Source organism: Rhizobacter terrae, from assembly GCF_003852895.1.
Classification (GTDB): domain Bacteria; phylum Pseudomonadota; class Gammaproteobacteria; order Burkholderiales; family Burkholderiaceae_C; genus Albitalea; species Albitalea terrae.
The window spans coordinates 590,857-604,041 of the sequence record NZ_QUSW01000004.1; the positions used below are offsets into that span (position 1 = coordinate 590,857).

A 13,185-nucleotide genomic window follows, 5' to 3' on the forward strand; every position below is an offset into this window, starting at 1 on the left:
CCAATGTCAGTGCATCTCAGCGCATCCGCCCGGCAGCCTCGGGCTGCAGTGCAGCACTGCGCGACACCGCCTCGCCGCGCGACGCCACGCCCAGCTTGGCCAGCAGGGCCGACACGTGGTGCTCCACCGTCCGCTCCGAGCGGTGCAGCCGTGCCGCGATCTCGCGGTTGCTGCTGCCTTCGCCCAGCAGGTGCAGCACCTGCCGTTCGCGCGGCGTGAGGCCCAGCGGATCATCCCGCGTGCGGTTCTTGGGCCCGACCCGGGCATGCCGCAAACCCAGCGCACGCAGGCGCCGCCGCGCGATCGAGGCGGCCGGTGCCGCGCCCAGGGTATCCAGCAGGGCCAGGGCCTGCTGCTGTGCGTTGCCGTCACCGCCCAGCAAGGCCAGGGCCTGTTCGTAGACGCAGCCCCGGCGCGCCCAGGCCTGGGACGCGGCCTGCCAGTGCCCCGCCAGCTCCAGCCGGGCCGGCTCGCAGACCTGCTGGAGGAAGCGGGGCGGCATGCTGGCCGGCAGGCGCCCCACCCGGCGCAGCCAGCAGGCCAGCTGGCCCATGCGCCAGGGCTCTGCGGCGCGTTCCGCCATGGGCAGCGCGTCCAGCGCGATGCACGCCACGGCCTCGTCGTCACCGCGCAGCCATGCAGCTTCCACGCGGACCACGGCCGGCGGCAGGTACCAGGGCGCGAGGCCCAGGGCCCGCACGCCATCGATGTGATCGCGCCAGTAGGCCTGCACCGCAGCACCGCCATCGCCTCGCCGCAGCGCGCGGATCATCTCCACATGCAGTGCCTGTTCGGCCTCCACCGGCGTGAGCTCGGGCAGTTGCCTCACCGCCTGCAGTTCGGCCGGCACCTCGCTCCAGCGGCCCAGCTCCAGCAAGGCGTAGGCACGGCGGATGCGCAAGCGGGCCACGTACATGTCCAGGTCGCGCGACTCGCAGAAGGCGATGCCCTCTGCGCACACCTGCAAGGCCTCGTCATGCCGGCGGTGCACCAGCATGAGCGACGGCAGGTTGGTGTAGGCCCGCGCCGCATGCTCCTCCTGGCCGGACTCCAGCGCCAGCGCGAGGCTGCGGCGAAGCTGCCGCCAGTGGGCCGGCTTGTCCTGCGTGCGCAGCGATGCGGTGCCCACGGTGTTGAGCGCATAGCTCGTGACCTCGGCATCGCCCAGGCCCTCGGCCAGGCGCAGGGCGCGGCGCCCCCAGCGCAGCGAGTCGACGGCCAGCTCATCCAGCACGTGCACCTGCGCCATCGTGGCGTAGGCCATGGCCAGCTCGCGCCGGTCGGACTGTTTCTCCAGCAGCCGAACCGCGGCCTGCGCGTGCGGCAAGGCCGCGGCCGGGCCGGTTCGGAAGTATTCGAGCCGTGCCATCCAGCGCAGGTTGATGCCGGCGCCGCGCACGTCGCCCATGCGTTGCCGCAACGCCAGGGCCTGCTGCCGCGAGGCCATGGCCTCGCCGATGGCATTCACGAACATGCTTTCGTTGGCCTGCGCCTCCAGCAGGCCGGCCTGCGCGCTCGCCTCCAGCGGCCCGGCGTGCTCCAGGGCCAGGCCGTAGAGGCCGGCCGCCTGCCGGTGCGCCGAGGCCTGGGCCGCCTCACGCGCCGCCACGCAGGCCAGCGAGAACACCTCGCCCAGCAGCCCCGCCCGCTGCGCATGGTGGACCTGCCGGCTGGCCATGCCGGGACGTCCAGCCAGCAACGCGAACATGCCCGCATGCAAGGCCTTGGCGCGTGGCGCAGCGATGGCGTCTTCCACGCTTTGCCGCGCGATCTCGTGGCGGAAGCTGAGCTGCCCGTGCTGCTCCACCAGCAGGCCGGCGCCCAGGCATTCGGCAATGGCCTGGGGCGAGCCGGCTTCGGTGGCCAGTGCGCGCTCCAGCGGCACCGTGGCCACGCTCACCTGCTCCAGCATGGCCCTGGCTTGCGCCGACACGCCCGCGACGCGGGCCAGCACGGCGTCGCGCACGGACGCCGGCAGGCCGGCACCCGGCGTGGCCAGCAACTCGGTCACGTAGAAGGGGTTGCCCTGCGTGATGCGGTGCAGGTGGCGCGCATCCCGGCCCGCGCGCCGGGCCAGCTCGTCGACCCCTTCGGATGACAGCGGCAGGAGCCTCATGCGCAAGGTCGATGGCGCCGGCAGCCGGCCCAGCACCGCTCGCAACGGGTGGTCGGGGTCCAGCCCCTCGTCACGGTGGGTCAGTACCAGCAGCGAGCAGGTCGCGTCCAGCCGCCGGCCGATGAAGCGGATGAGGTCCAGCGTCGCGCCATCGGCCCAGTGCACGTCCTCGAACACCATCACCGCCGGCCGTGCCCTGTCCCGCAGCAGGGCGAGCATGCCCGACAGCACGCCCTGGATGGGTGCGCTGCCGCGCACCGCCTCGGCCAGCGAGACGGGCAGTTCGTCCACCATGTCGATCAGCGGCCCCAGCGGCGGGGCCGACAGCAGCGGCTCGCAGGCGCCCCACCACCATGACGCCTGCGCCTCGGTGCGGCGGCGCAGCTCGCGCAGCAGGCTGGTCTTGCCCACGCCGGCCTCGCCGTGCAGCAGCACGCAACCGCCCTCGCCTTGCCGCAGGCGCATCACGCGATCGGCCAGCACGACCAGGGCGTGATCGCGCTCGACCAGGGGGAAGTCGTCCATGGTTCGTGTGGGCAGGTCCCGACGGAACCAAGGCTAGCGCGATCGGCCCACCCGAACATCCCTGGCCATGCGTTCAAGCTAGGGAGCACGAGCATGCAAATTGGGGATGCCCTGCGCACAAGCCCCCGCTGCGACAAGCGGAAACAGTTGTAGATACATTCGTCCGCCATGAACACCGCCTCCCATCCCGCGGCGGCGCAGCGCCTGTCCATGACCCAGGTGCTGCTGTGCGGTGCTGCCATCGTCACGTTGTCCATGGGCATCCGCCATGGCTTCGGGCTGTGGCTCGGGCCCATCACCACCGAACGGGGCTGGACGCGCGAGACCTTCGCCTTCGCGCTGGCCGTGCAGAACCTCGCCTGGGGCGCAGCCGGGCCGTTCGCGGGCGCGCTGGCCGACCGGTTCGGCGCCTTCAAGGTGCTCATCGCAGGCAGTCTGCTGTATGCCCTGGGGCTGGTGCTGATGGGGCTGTCGACCACGGGCCTGGCCTTCACTGGCAGCGCGGGGCTGCTGCTGGGCATGGCGCAGTCGGGCACGACCTACGCGGTGGTCTACGGCGTCATCGGCCGGCAGGTGGACCCCGCCAAGCGCAGCTGGGCCATGGGCGTGGCAGCGGCGGCCGGATCGTTCGGCCAGTTCCTGATGGTGCCGGTGGAGAACGGGCTCATCAACGGCGTTCATCTGCCTGCGCTGGGCATCGCCATCGAGGGCGCCGGCTGGCAGCATGCGCTGTTCTACCTGGGCTGCCTGGCGCTGGCCATCATCCCGCTGGCCGCCGGCCTGAAGGAGCCCGACGCCGGCCCCCGCAGCGCGTCGCACCAGAGCCTGGGCCAGGCCCTGCGCGAGGCCTTCGGCTACCCGAGCTTCCGCTGGCTGATGGCAGGCTACTTCGTGTGCGGCTTCCAGGTGGTGTTCATCGGCGTGCACATGCCCAGCTACCTGAAGGACCACGGCTTGTCGCCCAGCGTCGCGACGACCGCGCTGGCGCTCATCGGCCTGTTCAACGTGTTCGGGACCTACGCGGCGGGAACGCTGGGGCAGCGGCTGGCCAAGCGCCACATCCTGTCGACCATCTACGCGCTGCGGTCGGTGGCGATCATCATCTTCCTGAACGTACCGCTCACGCCGATGAGCGTGTACGTGTTCTCGGCGGTGATGGGCGTGCTGTGGCTGTCCACCGTGCCGCCCACCAACGCGGTGGTGGCACAGATCTTCGGCGTGCAGTACCTGTCCATGCTGGGCGGCTTCGTGTTCTTCAGCCACCAGATCGGCAGCTTCCTGGGCGTGTGGCTGGGAGGCAAGCTGTACGACAGCACAGGCAGCTACGACGTCGTCTGGTGGATCGCGGTGGCGCTGGGCATCTTCGCGGCCATCGCCAACCTGCCGGTGAAGGAGTCGGCGATCCCGCGCGGGGCGCCGGCGGCAGCCTGATGATGCGGCGGCTGCGACGCAGCCTGCTGTGGCTGGCAGCGGGCATCGTGCTCGCACTGGTCTTCCTGGCCTACCTGCGGCCTGACATGGCGATGGCGGTGGCCAACCAGATCTGGGCGTGTTTCTAGGCCCTGCGGAGATTGTCGCCAAAGCGAATATCTTGGCGATGCCGCTGGGCTACATTCGCCGGCATGAATGTCATCGTGATCACCGGCGCGTCCGACGGCATCGGCGCGGAGATGGCCCGCCAGTGGGCGGGCCGCGGCAAGGATGTCGCACTCGTGCTCGCGGCGCGCAGCGTGGACAAGCTCGAAGCCGTGGCCACCGAGTGCAAGTCGCGCGGCGCGCAGGTGCTGGTGCAGCGCTGCGACGTGGGCGTGCAGGCCGACTGCATCGCGCTGGTGGATGCCGCGCTGAAGGCCTTCGGCCGCATCGACACCTTCGTCAACAATGCCGGCATGTCGGCCCACGCCACCTTCGAGGACGTGACCGACCTGACCTGGTACGAGACGCTGATGCGCATCAACCATTGGGGCAGCGTGTGGTGCACGCATGCAGCGCTGCCTCATCTGAAGAAGACGCAGGGCCGGCTCGTGGCCGTGGCCAGCCTTGCCGGCCTGGTGGGCGTGCCCGGACGCACGGCCTACAGCGCCACCAAGTTCGCGATGACCGGCTTCTTCGAGGCCTTGCGGGTGGAACTGCAAAACAGCGGCGTGAGCGTGACCATCGCCTACCCCGGCGTGGTGGCCACCGAGATCCGCTACCGCGGCTTCAATGCCGCGGGCCAGGCAGCCGGCAAGAGCGGCCTGGATGAATCCGGCGCAATGAGCGTGGAGGAATGCGCCCGGCTCATCGTGCAAGGCACAGAGGCGCGGCAGCGCGACATCGTCATGAGCACCAAGGGCAAGCTGGGCCGCTGGCTCAAGCTGATCGCGCCGGGCATGGTGGACAAGATGGCGCTCAAGGCGCTCAACAAGCATTGAGCATGCACGCGGGGCTGGCGCCATCGGCCTGGGTGGGGCGCTGGGCGCACCTGGCGCCCGCAGGCGGCTCGGTGCTGGACGTGGCTTGCGGGTCGGGCCGGCACGTGCGCTTCTTCGCCGAGCGGGGCTGCCGCGTCACCGGCGTGGACCGCGATGCCCGGGCGCTGGCCCCCCTGGCCGGCATGGCCGAAACCGTCGTTGCCGACATCGAGAACGGGCCCTGGCCCTTCGCCGGACGCCATTTCGATGCGGTGATCGTCACCCACTACCTCTGGCGCCCGCTGCTGCCGGCCATCGTCGATGCCGTCGGCCCTGAGGGCGTGCTGATCTACGAAACCTTCGCCCTGGGGAACGAGTCGGTGGGCAGGCCGTACAACCCCGACTTTTTGCTGCGGCCCGGCGAGCTGCTGCAGGCGGCGGACGGCCTTCGGGTGCTGGCCTACGAGGACGGTTTCCTGGCCGATCCCGACCGTTTCGTGCAGCGCATCGCCGCCGTGCGGCAAGGTGCACGAAGCCATGGGCCCCGGCGTTACCCGCTGTGATCCCGGCCGCGGGCTAAAATCGTCGGATTCAGAGGAAACTGCATGAACCCCATTCTTGGCAGCATCGTGGCGCTGGTGACGCCCATGCGTGAAGACGGCAGCGTCGACTACGACGCCCTGCGCCGCCTCATCGACTGGCACGTCGCCGAAGGCACCGACTGCATCGGCGTCGTGGGCACCACCGGCGAATCACCCACGGTCTCGGTCGAAGAGCATTGCGAGATCATCCGCGTGGCCGTCGACCACGCCAAGGGCCGCGTGCCCATCATGGCCGGCGCCGGCGGCAACTCCACCCGCGAAGCCATCGAGCTCGCCAAGTACGCCAAGAAGGTCGGCGCCGACTGCACCCTCTCGGTCGTGCCCTACTACAACAAGCCTTCGCAGGAAGGCATCTACCAGCACTTCAAGTCCATCGCCGAGGCGGTGGACATCCCCATGGTGCTGTACAACGTGCCCGGCCGCACCGTGGCCGATATGCAGGTCGACACCGTGCTGCGCCTGGCGCAGATCCCGGGCATCGTGGGCATCAAGGAAGCCACCGGCCAGATCGACCGCGCCGGCTGGCTCATCAAGCAGGCGCCCAAGGGCTTCGCCATCTACTCCGGCGACGACAGCACCGCCGTCGCGCTCATGCTGCTGGGCGGCCAGGGCAATGTCAGCGTCACCGCCAACGTCGCCCCGAAGCTGATGCACGAGATGTGCATGGCTGCCATCGAAGGTCGCGTGCGCGAGGCCAGCGCCATCCACCTGAAGCTGCTGCCGCTGCACAAGAACCTGTTCTGCGAATCCAGCCCCGCACCCACCAAGTGGGCGATGAAGCAGCTGGGCCTGTGCGGCGAGACGCTGCGCCTGCCCATCGTGCCGCTCACCGCCGCCGGGCAAGCCACCGTGGGCCAGTCGCTGCGCGACAGCGGCCTGCTCTGAGACCCCCACTCTTCCGATCAACACCGGGCCTGCCCACGAGGCCAGCCCACCGGAGACCTTGACGTGATTCTTTCGCCCCGCTCGACCCCTGTGCGCATCGCCTGCCTGGCTTTCGTGGCTGCCCTGTCGGCATGCTCGTCGATCGACAACTTCATGAGCGGGGAGAAGGTCGACTACCGCAGCGGCGGCCAGACGCGCACCCAAGGCCTGGAAGTGCCACCCGACCTGAGCCAGATCAGCCGCGACGCGCGCTACACGCAGCAAGGCGGCAGCATCAGCGCCACGCAGTTCCAGGCCGGCAACAACGCCACCGCCGCCGTCAACAACAGCGTGGCGCCCAAGGACATCGGCCCCGTGAAGCTGGTGCGTGAAGGCAACCAGCGCTGGCTGTCGGTGCCCATGCCGCCCGAGCAGGTGTGGCCGCAGCTGCAGGGCTTCTGGAAGGAGCGCGGCTTCAACCTCGTGGTCGACCAGGCCGACACCGGCGTGATGGAGACTGACTGGGCCGAGAACCGTGCCAAGCTGCCCAACGACTTCATCCGCAACACCGTCGGCAAGGTGTTCGACTCGCTGTACTCCACCGGCACCCGCGACAAGTTCCGCACCCGCGTCGAGCGCGTGGCCGGCGGCAGCGAGATCTACGTGACCCACCGCGGCGTGGAAGAGGTCTACAGCGGCGACCGCAAGGAAACCACGGTGTGGCAGCCGCGCGCGGCCGATCCGCAGCTGGAAGCCGAGATGCTCCAGCGCATCCTGCTGCGCCTGGGCGTGAAGGAAGAAGTGGCCAAGACTGCCGTGGCCGCGCCTGTCGCCGCGCCGGCCCATGCCCGCGCCGTGGAAGGCCAGGCCGCCGCCACGCTGACGGTGGACGACGCGTTCGACCGCGCATGGCGCCGCGTGGGCCTGGCGCTGGACCGCAGTGGCTTCACGGTGGAAGACCGTGACCGTACGCAAGGCTTGTACTTCGTTCGCTACGTCGATCCGGCACAAGCCGGCAAGGACGAGCCGGGCTTCCTGGCCCGCGTGTTCAGCTTCGGCAAGAAGGACGAGAACACCGGCCCTGTGAAGTACCGCGTGCAGGTCAAGGGCCAGGGCGACGTGTCCACCGTGACGGTGCTCAACGCGCAAGGCCAGCCGGAGAACGGCGAGGCCGGCCAGCGCATCGTCAAGCTGCTCGTCGAAGATCTGAAGTGAAGCGTGTCCCGAGGCGATTGACGTCTCGGGCCTGCCGCCAACCTCCATGCTCCGGTTCTGCAGTCTCGGAAGCGGCAGCAGCGGCAACGCGACGCTGATCGAAGCCAGCAGCGGCATCACCACCAGCCGGGTGCTGCTGGACTGCGGCTTCACGCAGCGCGAACTCAAGATCCGCCTGGAGCGTGCCGGGCTGACCGTCGACGGCATCGATGCGATCTTCGTCACGCACGAGCACGGGGACCACATCGGCTGCACCACGGCGCTGGCCAAGCGGCATGACATCCCGATCTGGATGAGCCGCGGCACCTGGCGCGCGGCCGGCCAGCCCGACCTGGGCGACCTGCTGCACTTTGCGCGCGATGGCGATTGCATCGAACTGGGCGACGTGCAGCTCATGCCCTACACCGTGCCCCATGACGCGCAGGAGCCCTTGCAGGCCTGCTTCTCCGATGGCGCCTTGCGCCTGGGCGTGCTCACCGATGCAGGCAGCATCACCGAACACCTTCTCGCGATGCTCAAGGGCTGCGATGCCCTGCTGCTGGAGTGCAACCACGACCGTGAGTTGCTCGCGCAGTCGCGCTACCCCTGGTCGCTCAAGCAGCGCATCGGCGGGCGACTGGGCCACCTGGCCAACGACACGGCTGCAGAGATCCTTTCAGCCTGCATGCACAGCAGCTTGCGCCACGTGGTGGCGGCACACCTGAGCCGCGAGAACAACCGACCTGAACTGGCCCTGACTGCACTGGCCCAGGCCGTGGGTGCGGATGCGTGCGACATGCGCGCGGCGGGGCCGCAATGGGGTTTTGACTGGATTGATCTGGCCTGAGAACTCAGGCCAGCAAATGGACCAACAAATCGGCCAGCAAAAAGCCCAGCTTCAAAGTGGTCTAGGCAAGAAAATCGCGGGCAACAAAAAAGCCGCCCGAAGGCGGCTTTTTCATGAACCGGTGTGAACCGATTACTTGGAGGCAGCGCTGGCAGCGGCCGAAGCAGCGTCGGCAGCCGACGAAGCAGCAGCGGCGGCGCTGGAAGCAGCAGCGTCAGCAGACGAAGCAGCCGGAGCCGGGGCAGCCATCGGGGCGGGAGCCGGGGGAGCAGCTTCTTCCGGCTTCTTGCCGCAGGCGGCGAGAGCGACGGAAGCAACCAGGGATGCCAACAGAAGCGACTTTTTCATACTTGTCCTCAAAGCTAAAGGTCGAACAATTACCGGTAATTGTGGGACCCCTCCAATTCCACAGAGCCCCAACGCTCAAAAGACCACGAGAGCTCGAGCATCTCAATGGCCTAGCCGACCATTATATGCGGAAGACTGTCACAGTCCGAGGACCGAGGCGGGGAAGCTCTCTACCGAGCGTTGCGAAACCGCATCAAACAGCTCGCGGTTCCGAATCATGTCACCGTTTTCATGCGTGAGGCCACCACGATAGCGCAGCGGGTCGAACAGGCGCACACACACTACCGGAGGAGCCAGAAGCATGCACGGCAACTCGGCGTTCTCGTCGTCTTCGAGGGCCTTGCATTCCATCACGTGGGCATAGGTGCGGCGCCATTCAACGAAGCGTGCATGCTTGCGAGGCATCTCGTCGAAGTGCCGCGCCACCATGAAGAGCTTGCGATGCGGCAGCACCCAGCTCGTGAGCGCCTCCAGCACCGGCGCATCGGACAAGGGCCAGTCGGCGAAGTCCTCGTCGCACAGGAAGACCTCGCGGCAGCCCTTGTGCGAGAACTCCTTGAACGCGGCGCGCAATGCATCGTGGAACTCTAAGCGAGTCGTGATGTCCACGTGCCCGGATTCATCATTCATTGGTCGTGCTCCTCGTCGCCTTGCGAATGCAGCCAGCCGGCCTCGGCCCATTCTGCAATCAATTGCCGCGCCTCGTCACTGGCCTTGGCCCATTGCGAGGCCGTGAGCCGCCGCTGATCCGACAACTGGCGCATCAGCATCGCGTCCTGCCCCGCGGCGCGGTAGGACTCGCCGTTGATGAACACATGCTCGTCGTCGTAGAGCATGCGGGTGCGCCGATCCAGCGCGATGTCGGCCTCGGGTCGCAGTTCATCGCCGTCGTCGAAGGCAACGATGGGTTTGGGCTCGCTCAGCCATTCGCCCAGCGACACGGCCAGGGCCTTCTGGTTCTCGGCCAGCTTGGCCACGGCTTCCTTCGTGAACTCCAGCAACGTCGATGGAATGCGGCCCGGCGCATCGGTCGCGGGCTGCGACGGGTCGCGGTACAGCGTGGGCTGGGCCGCGGGCTCCTCGCCGTCGAGCAGGCGCTGCAACACCTCGCGTCCCACCTCATCGCGAGCCGGCGCACGAAAGCCGATCGAGCAGGTCATGCACTCGCCTTCAGCCACGCCATCGTGCGCCCAGCGCGGCGGCAGGTACAGCATGTCGCCGGGCTCCAGCACCCACTCCTCTTCGGGCTGGAAGTTCGACAGGATCTTCAGCGGCAGGCCGGGCACCAGGGCCGCATCGTTCATGCGGCCGATGCGCCAGCGGCGCTTGCCATGCACCTGCAGCAGGAACACGTCGTAGGAATCGAAATGCGGGCCGACGCCTCCGCCATCGGTGGCGTAAGACATCATGAGATCGTCCAGCCGGGCGTCGGGCACGAAACGGAAACGGCTGAGCAATTCATGGGCGGCCGGCACGTGCAGGTCCACGCCCTGCACGAGCAGCGTCCAGGCATTGGTCTTCACCGTCGGCAACTGGCGGCGGGCGATGGGGCCCTGCTTCATCGACCACTGGCCATCCTTCAGCTGGACCAGCCGCGACTCCACCTCGTCGCTCGCGGCCATGGCGAAAAGGTCGTTGCGGGCCACCGGCGGCACGATGCCGGGAATGGCCTGCCGGATCAGCAGCGGCTGCTTCTGCCAGTGGCGCCGCATGAAGACCTGCGGCGTGAGCCCGCCCAGGAGCGGGGATGCGAGAGAGACGTCCATGGAACTGGATTGTGGCCTGTGCGATCATTTCCGGGATGAACATCACCGCACCGTGCGTCGTCAGCCTTGTCTGGCGGCTCGAAGACACCCAAGGCAACATCATCGACGAACTCAAGGACCCGGTGGAGTTCTTCTTCGGCGGCGACGACCTCCTGGCCAAGGTGGAAGAGGCACTGGCCGACCAGGACGTGGGCTTCGAGGCCAAGCTGCACCTCGAACCCGAGCATGCCTTCGGCGAGTACGACCCCGACCTGGTCTTCTTCGAGGAGCGCTCGGTGTTCCCCGACAAGGTGGAGCCCGGCATGCAGTTCGACGGCGTGCCCGAAGGCGCGACCACGCAAGGGATGCCGGTGGACGCGATCTACACCGTGACCGAGGTCTACCCTTCCCACGTGGTGCTGGACGGCAACCACCCGCTGGCCGGCATCGCGCTGCGCCTGGAACTGAAGGTGCTGGACGTGCGCGAGGCCACCGACGAGGAGATCGAGGCCGGCAGCGTCGGCCAGCCGGTGTTCTCGGTGGTCAACGCGGCGCCGCCGGGCTCGCAGATCCACTGAAGCCCGCGTCCAGCACGCGCACGAGGCGCTCGCCCTTGGCGACCGTCTCGTTCCATTCGCTGGCGGGGTCGGAATCGGCCACGATGCCGCCGCCCACCTGCACCATCACCTTGCCCCGCGCCACCACCGCGGTGCGGATCACCACCGACAAGTCCATGTTCCCGCGGCAATCGATGTAGCCGATGGACCCTGCATAGAAGCCACGCCGCAGCGGTTCCAGCGCCTCGATGGCCTGCATGGCCGCCAGCTTGGGCGCGCCCGTCATGGAGCCCGGAGGCCAGCAGGCGCGCAGCAGGTCGGCCGGGCCGAGGCCCTCGCGCAAGGTGGCCTGCACGGTGGACACCATCTGCCACACGCTGGCGTAGGGCTCCAGCGCGAAGAGGTCGGGCACGCGCACGCTGCCGAGTTCGGCCACGCGGCCGATGTCGTTGCGCATGAGGTCGACGATCATCAGGTTCTCGGCGCGGTTCTTCTCGCTGGCGGCGAGCCAGTCGCGGTTGGCCGCGTCTTCGTCGGGCGTGCGGCCGCGGGCCACGGTGCCCTTGATCGGCCGGGCCTGCACGGTGCGCCCCTGCAGCTTCAGGAACCGCTCGGGTGAACAGCTGGCGATGCTGAAGTCCGGCGTCTCGATGAAGGCCGTGAAAGGCACGGGATGCGCCGCCACGAGGTCTTCGTACAGCGACCAGGCATCGCCCTGGAAGGCCGCATCCTCCCGCCGCGTGAGGTTCACCTGCAGGACTTCGCCGTTGGCGATGGCCTCGCGAATGTGCTCGACGCCGGATTCGAACCCCTCCCGCGACATGCGCAACTGCCGGGCGCCGGCCATCCACGGACGACGCGAGGGCGCCGGTCGCCGGGCGCGTGCCAAGGTGTCGGCCCAGGCCGCGAGGCGATCCGTGGTGGTCCAGGGCCATCCATCGCCTGGGCCGCTCGATGTGCATTCCCACCATTGCCGCGAGGGCTGGTGGTAGGCCAGCACCTGGTCCACCGCCATCCACCACATCTGCGGCAGCGAGGGTTCGTCTTGCGCCGTCTCAGGCAGCCGATGCAGGTGGCGTGCAGCGTCGTAGCCCAGCACGCCCACCCATCCGCCGATGAAGCCCAGCCCCTCGGGCACGGGCTCGTCGGCCACCACGCGAACCTGCTTGGCCGATGCCATGGCCTCCAGCGCCTCGAAGGGATCGGCGAAGCCCATGTCCGCCTGACCGGTCCGCCGCAAGACCGTGCCGCCCGCATCTGTGTAAAGTGTGGCCCGCGCCGCTCCTGCGACGTAAGACCATTGGCCCTGCCCTTCCATCGGCAAGGCACTTTCCAGCAGGACACCGGGCGCATCGCCCCGCAACGCCGCCATCGTCTCCCGCGGCCCATGCGGCAGGTCGATGCGCCGCACGCTCACCACAATCTCGCTCATGTCTTCAAGTTCTTCCAACCCGCCCCGGCGCGAACGCTTTGCCGACGCGGCAGCCACACCCGCACAGGCCACCCTCGAACGCCAGGTGCTGCGCCTCTTGATGGCGCAGGACGGCTCCACCACGCGGCTGTGCGAAGCCGTGGCAGGCGGTCCGGTCGAGCTGGTGCTGATCAAGCAGCACGTCACATCCGCCGTCCCCGCCATCGTCCGCGAGCAATTGCCCGGCACGCAGTTCATCGAGCGCATCACCAGCCTCGCCGCGCACGGCCAGGTGCTGATGGACAACCTCACCTACATCTCGCTGGACGGCCTGGAGCCTGCCATCGAAGCTGACCTGCGCGCAGGCACGCTGCCGATCGGCCACCTGCTGGCCAGGCTGTGGGTGCGGCGCGAGCGCATCACGCAGGCCGACGAGTTGATGGACCGGCTGTGGGACACCGTGGGCCAGCCCGATGCACCCGCCACGCGGGCGTACCGCATCGCCACGCCGACCGCGGCGCGGATGGTGATCGCCGAGACGTACCGGCGCGGGATGCTGATGGATCGCGCCTGAGCGCGGAGG

The 13,185-nt window shown here is 68.7% G+C and carries 14 protein-coding genes; 9 read left to right on the forward strand and 5 right to left on the reverse strand.

Features of this window, described 5'->3' with window-relative positions:
• Positions 1 to 16: 16 nt before the first annotated feature.
• Entirely contained in the window at positions 17 to 2,641 is a 2,625-nt protein-coding gene (locus DZC73_RS17460; protein ID WP_124541621.1) for an ATP-binding protein, read from the reverse strand.
• A 168-nt stretch (positions 2,642 to 2,809) separates the two neighbouring features.
• Between DZC73_RS17460 and DZC73_RS17465 the strand changes: the two genes are divergently transcribed.
• The 7 genes from DZC73_RS17465 to DZC73_RS17490 all read left to right on the forward strand — a co-directional run bounded on the left by DZC73_RS17465 (position 2,810) and on the right by DZC73_RS17490 (position 8,541).
• Positions 2,810 to 4,072 carry an MFS transporter gene (locus tag DZC73_RS17465; protein WP_124541622.1) on the forward strand — a complete coding sequence of 421 codons (1,263 nt, stop codon included), beginning with the start codon at positions 2,810 to 2,812 and terminating at the stop codon, positions 4,070 to 4,072.
• A 2-nt stretch (positions 4,073 to 4,074) separates the two neighbouring features.
• Positions 4,075 to 4,200 carry a hypothetical protein gene (locus DZC73_RS30480; protein ID WP_268879048.1) on the forward strand — a complete coding sequence of 42 codons (126 nt, stop codon included), beginning with the start codon at positions 4,075 to 4,077 and terminating at the stop codon, positions 4,198 to 4,200.
• 63 nt (positions 4,201 to 4,263) lie between these two features.
• Complete coding sequence (locus DZC73_RS17470) at positions 4,264 to 5,055, forward strand: SDR family oxidoreductase (protein ID WP_124541623.1); 792 nt, start codon at positions 4,264 to 4,266, stop codon at positions 5,053 to 5,055.
• A gap of 2 nt (positions 5,056 to 5,057) precedes the next feature.
• Positions 5,058 to 5,597, forward strand: coding sequence for a class I SAM-dependent methyltransferase (locus DZC73_RS17475; RefSeq protein ID WP_198414872.1), 540 nt, complete (start codon positions 5,058 to 5,060; stop codon positions 5,595 to 5,597).
• Positions 5,598 to 5,639: 42 nt separating this feature from the next.
• Positions 5,640 to 6,521 (forward strand): 4-hydroxy-tetrahydrodipicolinate synthase, encoded by an 882-nt coding sequence (dapA, locus tag DZC73_RS17480; protein WP_124541624.1) that lies wholly within the window; start codon positions 5,640 to 5,642, stop codon positions 6,519 to 6,521.
• Between the two features lie 153 nt (positions 6,522 to 6,674).
• Positions 6,675 to 7,715: an outer membrane protein assembly factor BamC gene (gene bamC / locus DZC73_RS17485; RefSeq protein ID WP_124541679.1), complete on the forward strand. Its 1,041-nt coding sequence runs from the start codon at positions 6,675 to 6,677 to the stop codon at positions 7,713 to 7,715.
• Between the two features lie 46 nt (positions 7,716 to 7,761).
• Positions 7,762 to 8,541, forward strand: coding sequence for an MBL fold metallo-hydrolase (locus DZC73_RS17490; RefSeq protein ID WP_124541625.1), 780 nt, complete (start codon positions 7,762 to 7,764; stop codon positions 8,539 to 8,541).
• Between the two features lie 132 nt (positions 8,542 to 8,673).
• On the opposite strand, the gene DZC73_RS30290 is transcribed toward DZC73_RS17490, so the two are convergent.
• The 3 genes from DZC73_RS30290 to DZC73_RS17505 form a co-directional block, all read right to left on the reverse strand.
• Positions 8,674 to 8,889 carry a hypothetical protein gene (locus DZC73_RS30290; protein WP_124541626.1) on the reverse strand — a complete coding sequence of 72 codons (216 nt, stop codon included), beginning with the start codon at positions 8,887 to 8,889 and terminating at the stop codon, positions 8,674 to 8,676.
• 138 nt (positions 8,890 to 9,027) lie between these two features.
• Positions 9,028 to 9,519, reverse strand: a complete 492-nt coding sequence (locus tag DZC73_RS17500) for a hypothetical protein (protein ID WP_124541627.1) — start codon at positions 9,517 to 9,519, stop codon at positions 9,028 to 9,030.
• Positions 9,516 to 10,655: a JmjC domain-containing protein gene (locus tag DZC73_RS17505; RefSeq protein WP_124541628.1), complete on the reverse strand. Its 1,140-nt coding sequence runs from the start codon at positions 10,653 to 10,655 to the stop codon at positions 9,516 to 9,518. The genes DZC73_RS17500 and DZC73_RS17505 overlap by 4 nt, the downstream gene beginning before the upstream one ends.
• Positions 10,656 to 10,690: 35 nt before the next feature.
• Here DZC73_RS17505 and DZC73_RS17510 point away from each other — a divergent pair, with 35 nt between their 5' ends.
• Positions 10,691 to 11,212, forward strand: a complete 522-nt coding sequence (locus DZC73_RS17510; protein WP_124541629.1) for an FKBP-type peptidyl-prolyl cis-trans isomerase — start codon at positions 10,691 to 10,693, stop codon at positions 11,210 to 11,212.
• Here DZC73_RS17510 and pabB read toward each other — a convergent pair.
• The gene (gene pabB, locus DZC73_RS17515) at positions 11,178 to 12,623 is read right to left on the reverse strand and encodes an aminodeoxychorismate synthase component I (RefSeq protein WP_161974625.1); all 1,446 of its coding nucleotides are present in this window, start codon (positions 12,621 to 12,623) and stop codon (positions 11,178 to 11,180) included. The genes DZC73_RS17510 and pabB overlap by 35 nt on opposite strands.
• Between pabB and DZC73_RS29750 the strand changes: the two genes are divergently transcribed.
• Positions 12,622 to 13,176, forward strand: a complete 555-nt coding sequence (locus tag DZC73_RS29750; RefSeq protein WP_161974626.1) for a chorismate--pyruvate lyase family protein — start codon at positions 12,622 to 12,624, stop codon at positions 13,174 to 13,176. The two genes, pabB and DZC73_RS29750, sit on opposite strands and share 2 nt — an antisense overlap.
• Positions 13,177 to 13,185: the final 9 nt, after the last annotated feature.

Excerpts from the sequence above, each read along its gene's own strand:
- DZC73_RS17490 (WP_124541625.1), top strand. The coding sequence starts at position 7,762 with ATGCTCCGGTTCTGCAGTCTCGGAAGCGGCAGCAGCGGCAACGCGACG.
- DZC73_RS30290 (WP_124541626.1), bottom strand. The coding sequence starts at position 8,889 with ATGAAAAAGTCGCTTCTGTTGGCATCCCTGGTTGCTTCCGTCGCTCTC.
- pabB (WP_161974625.1), bottom strand. The coding sequence starts at position 12,623 with ATGAGCGAGATTGTGGTGAGCGTGCGGCGCATCGACCTGCCGCATGGG.
- DZC73_RS17460 (WP_124541621.1), bottom strand. The coding sequence starts at position 2,641 with ATGGACGACTTCCCCCTGGTCGAGCGCGATCACGCCCTGGTCGTGCTG.
- DZC73_RS17505 (WP_124541628.1), bottom strand. The coding sequence starts at position 10,655 with ATGGACGTCTCTCTCGCATCCCCGCTCCTGGGCGGGCTCACGCCGCAG.
- DZC73_RS29750 (WP_161974626.1), top strand. The coding sequence starts at position 12,622 with ATGTCTTCAAGTTCTTCCAACCCGCCCCGGCGCGAACGCTTTGCCGAC.
- DZC73_RS17500 (WP_124541627.1), bottom strand. The coding sequence starts at position 9,519 with ATGAATGATGAATCCGGGCACGTGGACATCACGACTCGCTTAGAGTTC.
- DZC73_RS30480 (WP_268879048.1), top strand. The coding sequence starts at position 4,075 with ATGCGGCGGCTGCGACGCAGCCTGCTGTGGCTGGCAGCGGGCATCGTG.
- dapA (WP_124541624.1), top strand. The coding sequence starts at position 5,640 with ATGAACCCCATTCTTGGCAGCATCGTGGCGCTGGTGACGCCCATGCGT.
- DZC73_RS17510 (WP_124541629.1), top strand. The coding sequence starts at position 10,691 with ATGAACATCACCGCACCGTGCGTCGTCAGCCTTGTCTGGCGGCTCGAA.
- DZC73_RS17475 (WP_198414872.1), top strand. The coding sequence starts at position 5,058 with ATGCACGCGGGGCTGGCGCCATCGGCCTGGGTGGGGCGCTGGGCGCAC.
- bamC (WP_124541679.1), top strand. The coding sequence starts at position 6,675 with ATGAGCGGGGAGAAGGTCGACTACCGCAGCGGCGGCCAGACGCGCACC.
- DZC73_RS17470 (WP_124541623.1), top strand. The coding sequence starts at position 4,264 with ATGAATGTCATCGTGATCACCGGCGCGTCCGACGGCATCGGCGCGGAG.
- DZC73_RS17465 (WP_124541622.1), top strand. The coding sequence starts at position 2,810 with ATGAACACCGCCTCCCATCCCGCGGCGGCGCAGCGCCTGTCCATGACC.